The 825-nt window shown below is 34.1% G+C and carries 1 protein-coding gene; it reads right to left on the bottom strand.

Going from position 1 to position 825, the window contains the following annotated elements:
- Positions 1-52: 52 nt before the first annotated feature.
- Entirely contained in the window at positions 53-658 is a 606-nt protein-coding gene (locus FGM02_RS17875) for a hypothetical protein (protein WP_139959996.1), read from the bottom strand.
- Positions 659-825: the final 167 nt, after the last annotated feature.

Here is an 825-nt window from a genome sequence, read left to right as displayed (position 1 = left end):
CATAAACCCGCATTGTGTATAGCCGTTGTTGGGGGCATGTGCTTTTTATTTTTCAGTTCGAGAAAATCCATAATAAGTTCTTATCAGCCTTAATAGCTTCATCACAAATAACTATTAGCTCTTCCAGAATGTCTCTGTTTTGCTCGAATTTGTTTTCTGTCTTAATGTAAAAGGTTCTTCCGTTTAGATTTATTATTGGGTCGGCTTTTATCCACTCAAATGTCTCCCAGCCATTCTTTAGTCTACGTACTTGAATCTCTTGTCTATGATTGTTGTCATTGTGAAAGCCGTCAAGATGACATTTGTATCCTTTATATTGAAAATCGTCACTGGTACCCTTACCTATACGCTTCTGTTCATTCTCAAAAATCCAATGTACAAGTGGATACTGGTCATAATGAGATTTTAAATGTTTCAGCACTTTAACAAAAATGTCTTTCAATTTCATGGGATTTATATGTCGGAAATTGTCAAGCGAATTGTCAAATTGGTCATAGTCTGGATATAATAATCTTTGCTCTTCTTTGTTTAAAAATCTATCATGTTTGAAATAGTCAGGATAAGTCGCTGTTATAATCTCGTTAAAAAAACTTTTTCCACCGTGTTTTGTGTCACTTGGAAATTCGTCAGCAATTCCTAAATGTAATGTCACTCCCATTTCGATATTTTTAGCATTGCCCCCAACGGTTTTGTATAAGGTTAGTGTGGGAGTTGATAATCGCAAGATTCACAGCCTAGCACTAAGCTTATACTTATTTTGTGTTTTTATCTTAGTCGACCTAAAAATAGATAAATAAGTAGAAGTGACATAATAAAAAAACACAA

It is taken from the genome of Flavicella sediminum (assembly GCF_006381105.1).
Classification (GTDB): Bacteria; Bacteroidota; Bacteroidia; order Flavobacteriales; family Flavobacteriaceae; genus Flavicella; species Flavicella sediminum.
Note: the sequence above shows the minus strand (reverse complement) of the source record. Positions and strands in the feature narration are given on the sequence as shown.